This window comes from Methylobacterium sp. JK268, assembly GCF_054052225.1.
Genome location: NZ_JBSVZN010000048.1, coordinates 46,913 through 54,158, shown reverse-complemented (window position 1 = coordinate 54,158; position 7,246 = coordinate 46,913). Strand labels below are relative to the sequence as shown.

The following is a 7,246-nucleotide window of genomic DNA, read 5'->3' as shown; positions in this document are numbered from 1 at the left end:
CCACCCGGAACGATGCGGACGTCGAGGGTCTTTGCGGCGACGTCCACTCCACAGATGATCTGGGTCACGGTAACCTGCCTTGTGCGTGCGATGGGCGATCAGGCGACTGTCCGGTCGTGCGTGACAGTGGCGACGGTCCCAAAGCTCACCAGCGGTTGCAGCCAGAGGGGGCGCGGGAGCCGTCCGCCACGCGCGGGGACCGGCGGCCGCCGGTCCCCGCGCAGCCCTCATCACATCATCCAAAAGGGCCGGCTTCCAGATACAAGGGGGCCGTGCCGGATGTGGCTCCTCCGGAAGCGCCCCCTCACCTTCGGCTGCCGCCTCGTCTCGCCCCCGACAAGGGGGGCTCGACCCTCTCCCCGCACGCGGGGAGAGGGCATGCGCACCGCCCGAAGTGTGAATCGGCAAGCCCGAGTGGGAGAGGGGTAGGGGTGAGGGACGGACGCTTCAGCACGCAGACTGAACCGTCGAGCTGCCAGCGGCACTGTCCAGTCCTTTTGCTGAGGCCGAGCCACCCTCACGCGGGATCTTCGATCCCCCGGCCCCTCTCCCACTCGGGCTAGCGGATTCACAGAACGCGAAATACAGACGTGGCAGATGCTTACGTCGACACACGATGGTTTCGGGTGTGGCGCGGGGAACCCCTCTCCCGTGCGGGAGAGGGGCAGGGGTGAGGGTCCAGGTGGTTCAGCAAGTATTCTGGAGTGTCCCGCTGCCAGCACGACAGTTGCCGCTTGATGACGGCACGGTCCGGGACCCTCACCCCTACCCCTCTCCCGCACGGGAGAGGGGATCCCGCGGGTCTCCTCGGTTCCGTTCAAGCAACTGCGAAAGAAGCGCTTTTTTGATGCCGGGAGGCGAAGTGTGAACACGCTAGCCCACTCGGGAGAGGGGGGCGCGCTCTTCTTTCCCAGTGGTCGGCCGCGCATGCGGCGAGCGCCGCATCGGCGAAATCCATCCGGTGGTTATGGAGGTTCATCTCACGCTTCGGCTCGTCCCACACGATCCGCACACGGTTCCCGGCAGGACGGTGACGCGGACGCGCCGCGTCACCGGCGCCGTCAGGCGGCCTCCGCGAAGACCTCCTTGGCCGCGAACAACCCGTTGAGGGCGGCCGGGAAGCCGGCATAGACCGCCATCTGCATGATCACCTCGACGATCTCGTCGCGGGTGAGGCCCACGTTCAGGCCCGCCGCGACGTGGACCTTGAGCTGCGGCGCGGCATTGCCGAGGGCGGTGAGCGCCGCGATCGTGGCGATCTCGCGGGCGCGCCGATCGAGGCCGGGGCGCGCATAGATGTCGCCGAAGGGGAATTCGAGGAGGTAGCGCGCGAAGTCCGGCGCGATGTCGGCCAGCGCCGCCACGACGCGCTCGCCGCCCTCGCCGTCGATTTCAGCGAGCGCCCGCCGCCCGCGTTCCAGCCGGGTCTCCGCTTGCGTGGAATTGGGGTTCGTCATCGTCCGTCATCCTCTGGTCCGTGGCGCCGTAGCCGGCGATCTTGGTGTCGAGGACGAGAAGGCTGGCCTGCAGCTCGGCGACCTGCGCCCGAACGCGCGCGCGGTGCTGCTCCAGCAGCCGGCGTCGCTCCGTCTCCGTTCCGCTGCCCCGCTCCCGAAGGGCCGCGTAGCGGAGCATGTCCCGGATCGGCATCCCGGTCCGCTTGAGGCGGACGAGGAAGGCGATCCAGGTCAGGATCGCGGCGTCGTAGTCCCGCTGGCGGGTCCGGTCCCGGTCGGCGTAGGGAAGCAGGCCGATCCGCTCGTAGTAGCGGAGCGTGTGCGCCGACAATCCCGATCGCCGCGCCAGTTCACCGATCCGCATGGGCCGCACCTTCCGTCACGACGTCCAGGACGGTAGGGGTTCGAGCGCGCTCTCAGTCAAGCGGCCGGATCACGCCTCGTCCTCGCCGTCCCGGGCCTTGGCGGCGAGCCGCTTGAGGGTCGTCATCTCGCGGAACCACTCGCGCACGGGCTTGGCCGGCGTCCCGCCCCAGCGGGCGCCCGGGGGCACGTCCTTGTTGATGTTGCTGGAGCCGGCGATCTGCGCGCCCATGCCGATGCGCAGGTGGCCGACCACGCCGACCTGGCCGCCCAGCACGACGTAATCCTCGAGCGTCGTCGAGCCCGAGATCCCGACCTGCGCGACGATCACGCAGTGGCGGCCGATCACCACGTTGTGGGCGATCTGCACGAGGTTGTCGATCTTGGTGCCCTCGCCGACGATCGTGTCGCGGCTGGCGCCCCGGTCGATCGTGGTGTTGGCGCCGATCTCGACGTCGTCCTGGATGATGACGCGGCCGACCTGCGGCACCTTGAGGTGCCCGCCCGGCCCCATGGCGAAGCCGAACCCGTCCTGCCCGATGCGGGCGCCGCCATGCACGATCACCCGGTTGCCGAGGAGCGCGTGCAGGAGCGAGGCGCCCGGCCCGATCGCGCAGTCGCGCCCGATCCGGGTTCCCGGCCCGACGACCGCCCCCGCCGCCAGCACCGTTCCCGAGCCGATCTCGGCGCCCGGCCCGACCACCGCGCCCGGATCGACGATCACGCCCGGCTCCAGCCGCGCCTCCGGATGCACGAAGGAGCCCGGCGAGACGCCGGTGGCCCCGAACAGCGAGGCTGGACGGGCGGCGCTCGGGAAAAGCCGCGCCAGCACCTTGGCGAAGGCCCGGTAGGGCTGGGGCGTGACCAGCGCGACCGTGCCCGCCGGCACCCGGGCGGCGAAGCGCGCGGAGACCAGGCAGGCCCGCGCCCGGGTGCGGCCGAGCGCCTCCGCGTATTTGGCATTGTCCATGTAGGCGAGGTCGTCCGGTCCCGCGCTCTCCAGGGGCGCGGCCCCCGTGACGGCGAGGCTCCCGTCGAGACCCGGGGGGAGGGCGGCCCCGGCCAGGGACGCGATCTCGTCGAGCGGGATCGGGCCGGCGAGGGGGAAGAAGACCGGATCGGACATGCGGGCCTCGCGGGAGCGGGCCGGGAGGGCCGGCGCCGGATCGCGGCCCTACAGGCTCGCGGCGGGCCGCACAAACGAAAAAAGCCGGCTCCGCGAAGAGCCGGCTTCGTCGCCGAGAGGCGGTCGGGTCAGAAGCGCGAGCCGCCCGAGAAGCGGAAGGCCTGCGTCTGGTCCTTGCCGACCTTGCCCAGGTAGGTGCCGTCCTGCGCGAAGACCTTCTGGCCCTCGTCGCGGGACAGCGCGTAGGCGTAGTCGAAGCGAATCGGTCCGAGCGGCGAGTTCCAGAGGATCGAGGCGCCGACGGAGGAGCGGATCACGTTCTTGTCGCGCACGTTCACGCATTCCGGCTCGATGCCGATGGTCAGGGCGTTGAAGTTGCAGCCCCCGACCGCGCTGAAGCCGTTGATGATGCCGTCGCCGTTCACGTCGAAGGTGCGGCGGGCCTTGTAGCCGAACAGCGTGCCCGCGTCGGCGAAGACCGCGCCCTTCAGACCGATATCCTTCGGCACGCCCCAGATCGGGAACTGCACCTCGACGGTGCCGCCGATATAGGTCGTGCCGCCCAGCGCGTTCGACCGGGCATCGCCGGTGCCGATGTCGCGCGGGCCGATGCCGTTCGGCGCGAAACCGCGCACCAGCGACGGGCCGAGGAAGAACTGGTCGGTGATCCGCAGCGTGTTCCCTTCGGTCGGCAGGATGTGGCCGCCCTGGAACTTCACGAAGCCGATGATGTCCTCGTAGAGTTCCTTGTAGTAGCGGGCCTCACCGGTGACGCGGAAGAACTTCGAGTCGCCGCCGAGGCCGGCGAATTCGGGCTTCAGCTCGCCGTAGAAGCCGTTGTGCGGGATCGAGATGTTGTCGAGGGTCGAGTAGGCCAGGGTCACGCCGGCCAGCGACGTCAGGGTGTTGCCGACCGCCGACTTGATGGCGATCGAGGCCTCGCCGTCATACGTGCATTGCGGGTAGAGCGCCTGGCCGGCCGCGTTGACCTGCGTGTAGCCCGGGAGCGGGAACGAGCAGTCGTTGTAGGGCCGCTTCAGGGTGTTCGGGATCTTCAGGTCGGTGTTGTAGATCGAGTAGCGCAGCGTGACGCCGAACTCCTCGGTGATCGGCAGGCCGAGGCGGAGCTGGCCGCCCACCACGTCGGTGATGTAGCGCGAGTAGCGGGTCAGGTCGCTGTACTTGTCGAAGATGTCGAAGCCGGCGGCGAGCCGGTAGCCGAGGAAGTACGGCTCCGTGAACGAGAAGTCCACGCCGCGGGTGTACTGGCCGGCCGAGACGCCGAGCCGGACGAACTGGCCGCGGCCGAGGAAGTTCGACTCGGAGACCGAGACCTCGCCGATGATGCCGTCGGCCGTCGAGTAGCCGCCCGCCACCGAGAAGGAGCCGGTGGGTTGATCCTCGACGTCGATGTTCACGACGACGCGGTCGGGGGAGGAGCCGGGCTCGTTCGAGAACCGGACCTTCTTGAAGAAGCCGAGGCCGTTCAGGCGCCGCTCGGCCCGGTCCACGAGGACGCGGTTGTAGGCGTCGCCCTCGCCGAAATCGAGCTCGCGCCGCACCACGTAGTCGCGGGTGCGGGAATTGCCGCGCACGTTGATGCGCTCGACGTAGACCCGCGGGCCGTCCTCGACCACGAAGCCGAGTGCCACGGTGCCCGAGGCGCGGTCGCGCTCGCCGGTCGGGCGGACCTGCGCGAAGGGATAGCCGCGGCGCGCCACCTCGGTGGTCACGCCGGTCAGGGTCTTCTCCACGTCCTCGGCGTTGTAGACGTCGCCGACCTCAGTGCGGACCTCGCCGCGCAGGGCGGTGCCGTCGACGCCGCCCAGGCGCGAGTCGATCGCCACGGCGCCGACGCGGTACTGGCGACCCTCCTCGACCGTGACGGTGATGATCCAGCCGCCGGCGGCCTCATCGAAGCGGGAATCCGCGGAGACGACCCGGAAATCCGCGTAACCGTTCTTCAGGTAGTAGCGGCGGACGAGGTCGAGGTCGTTGGCGATCCGGTCGGGGTCGTAGACGTCCGAGGTCTTGATGAAGCTCAGGAGGTTCATCTCCGTCGAGGTCATCAGGTCCTTCAGACGACCCTCGGAGTAGGCCTCGTTGCCAACGAAGTGGATCTCCTTGATGCCGGTCTTGTCGCCCTCGTCGATCTGGTAAACGACGTCGATGGTGCCGTTCGGCAGGTCGACCGTGCGATAGCTGACCTTGGCCAGTCCGCGGCCGGCGCGGCGGTAGACCTCGCGGATGCGCTCGACATCGGCCTGGACGACGGCCGGGTTGAAGCCGCCCCGGGACTTGGCCTCGACGATGCTCTCGAGGGTCGACTTCTCGACCTTCTTGTTGCCCTCGAAGACCACCCGGTTGATCGTGTTGTTCTCCCGCACGGTCACGACGATGCGGTCACCGCTCCGCGAGACGCGGGCGTCGGAGAACATCCCGCTCGCGATCAGGTTCTTTCGCGCCTCTTCGGGCGAGACGCCGACCACGTAGGACCGCACCGTGTCGGGATCGACGCGGCTGCTGCCCTGCACGACGACCTGCTGCGCCTGGGCGCTGCCCGCGGCCAAACCGGCGACCATCACGATGGCGCCAGTGGCCGACACGCGCGCGCGCTTCCCCGTCATCGACATCATCAAATGGCCCGTCTCATTCTTATCGGTCCGGGTTCGCACCCGCGGAGTCCCGACCCTCGTGAGAGGGCAGGGGCCGTCTGGTCCTCGCCCGCTTCTACTGAGAATCCCCTGCGAAGCAAACGCCAAGCTCGCAGCTGGCCGGGATTTTGGGGGGACGTGGCCTTCCTGTCACGGGAGGGCCGGGAGCTTTCGCCGAGCAGGGTGAGCGAGCGCTGAAGGCGCGTGCCGACGCCGCGGCCCAGTTCGGGACGCGCAACAGGGTCTCCGAACCCGCCGAATCTAAGGCCGAATCCCTGGGGAAAGTCTGAAGGTGATCGTTCGAATTGCGCGCAATCGGCGCCTGCCGCGACGGCCCGGTCCCGCCGGCCCCGTCAGGTGCCGCGGGTCCAGGACGCGCCGATCTGGACGATGTCGTTCCAGGTCGCGAACAGCATCAGCATCAGGACGAGCGCGAGCCCGATCCGGAAGCCGATCTCCTGGGCGCGCTCGCTCAGGGGCCGGCCGCGCAGGATCTCGATCGCGTAGAACAGGAGGTGCCCGCCGTCGAGGAGCGGCACCGGGAACAGGTTGATGAGCCCGATCGACACCGACAGCACCGCCACGAGGCCGATCACCGCGGAGAGCCCGCCGGCCTTGGCGGCCTGTCCCGAGACGCGGGCGATGCCCATCGGCCCGGAGAGCTGGTCGGCGGATTCGCGGCCGGTGATCAGCTTTCCGATGTAGTCGAAGGTGCGCTCGACCACGTAGTAGGTCTCGGAGGTGCCGATCCGGAGCGAGTCCGCGAGGCCGTAATGGACGAGCTTCACGTCGGCGGCGTCGCGGGGGCCCTGGATGCCGAGGCGCCCGAGCCGGTGCATGCCGAAGGGCGTCTTCTCCTGCACGGTGTCGGGCACGGCGGAGAGCGTGGTGCGCACGCCCCCGCGCTCCACCGTCACCGTGAGCGTCTCGCCGCCGCTCGACGAGACGATCCGCTGCATGTCGGCGAAATGCGTCACGCGGCGCCCGTCGATGGCCTGGACCACGTCGCCGACCTGGAACCCCGCCCGCTCGGCGGCGCTGCCCGGCTGCACCGCGGAGACGAGGGGCGTGACCTCCATGCGGCCCAGCGCGTAGATCGAGCCCGCGAAGACCAGGATGGCGAGCAGGAAGTTGGCGATCGGTCCGGCCGCCACGATGGCGATGCGCTTCCAGACCGGCTGGGTGTGGAAGCTGACGGCGCGCTCGGCCGCGCTCATCCGCGCGAGGCTGGCGGGATCCGGCACGCTGGCGCCGTTCTGGTCGCCCACGAACTTCACGTAGCCGCCGAGCGGGATCGCCGACAGCTTCCAGCGGGTGCCCCGCCGGTCGTTGAAGCCGAACAGCTCCGGCCCGAACCCGATCGAGAAGCTCGTCACCCCGACGCCGCACCAGCGGCCGACCAGGAAGTGGCCGAGCTCGTGGATGAAGACCACGACGGTCAGCACGAACAGGAACGACGGCACGATGTAGAGAAGGCTGCCGGTCGTTTCCGTCACGGCGTTGAGAAAGGTCATGTCGGCCCGTTCCGGCGACGCCGCCGGTTCCTCTTCGGGGTGCCGCGGCCGGAGGCGGGCCGCGGCGCCATCCGGCCACCATACCGCGGCCGGGGTTGCCTGCCCAGCGCGCGATTGCGCCGCGAGGCGGGT

5 protein-coding genes are annotated in these 7,246 nt (G+C 69.6%); all 5 read right to left on the bottom strand.

Annotated elements, in window-relative coordinates; all coding sequences use genetic code 11:
- Positions 1-1,061: 1,061 nt before the first annotated feature.
- Positions 1,062-1,457, bottom strand: coding sequence for a carboxymuconolactone decarboxylase family protein (locus ACW9J6_RS32470; protein ID WP_457120459.1), 396 nt, complete (start codon positions 1,455-1,457; stop codon positions 1,062-1,064).
- Positions 1,393-1,821, bottom strand: a complete 429-nt coding sequence (locus ACW9J6_RS32465; protein ID WP_457120458.1) for a MerR family transcriptional regulator — start codon at positions 1,819-1,821, stop codon at positions 1,393-1,395. The genes ACW9J6_RS32470 and ACW9J6_RS32465 overlap by 65 nt, the downstream gene beginning before the upstream one ends.
- 69 nt (positions 1,822-1,890) lie before the next feature.
- Positions 1,891-2,946: a UDP-3-O-(3-hydroxymyristoyl)glucosamine N-acyltransferase gene (gene lpxD, locus ACW9J6_RS32460; protein WP_457120457.1), complete on the bottom strand. Its 1,056-nt coding sequence runs from the start codon at positions 2,944-2,946 to the stop codon at positions 1,891-1,893.
- A 128-nt stretch (positions 2,947-3,074) separates the two neighbouring features.
- Positions 3,075-5,582, bottom strand: coding sequence for an outer membrane protein assembly factor BamA (bamA, locus tag ACW9J6_RS32455; protein ID WP_457120456.1), 2,508 nt, complete (start codon positions 5,580-5,582; stop codon positions 3,075-3,077).
- Positions 5,583-5,953: 371 nt separating this feature from the next.
- The gene (rseP, locus tag ACW9J6_RS32450) at positions 5,954-7,114 is read right to left on the bottom strand and encodes an RIP metalloprotease RseP (protein ID WP_457120455.1); all 1,161 of its coding nucleotides are present in this window, start codon (positions 7,112-7,114) and stop codon (positions 5,954-5,956) included.
- Between the last annotated feature and the right edge of the window lie 132 nt (positions 7,115-7,246).

Coding starts and splice junctions, on each gene's coding strand:
- ACW9J6_RS32470 (WP_457120459.1), bottom strand. CDS start 1,457: ATGACGAACCCCAATTCCACGCAAGCGGAGACCCGGCTGGAACGCGGG.
- ACW9J6_RS32465 (WP_457120458.1), bottom strand. CDS start 1,821: ATGCGGATCGGTGAACTGGCGCGGCGATCGGGATTGTCGGCGCACACG.
- lpxD (WP_457120457.1), bottom strand. CDS start 2,946: ATGTCCGATCCGGTCTTCTTCCCCCTCGCCGGCCCGATCCCGCTCGAC.
- bamA (WP_457120456.1), bottom strand. CDS start 5,582: ATGATGTCGATGACGGGGAAGCGCGCGCGCGTGTCGGCCACTGGCGCC.
- rseP (WP_457120455.1), bottom strand. CDS start 7,114: ATGACCTTTCTCAACGCCGTGACGGAAACGACCGGCAGCCTTCTCTAC.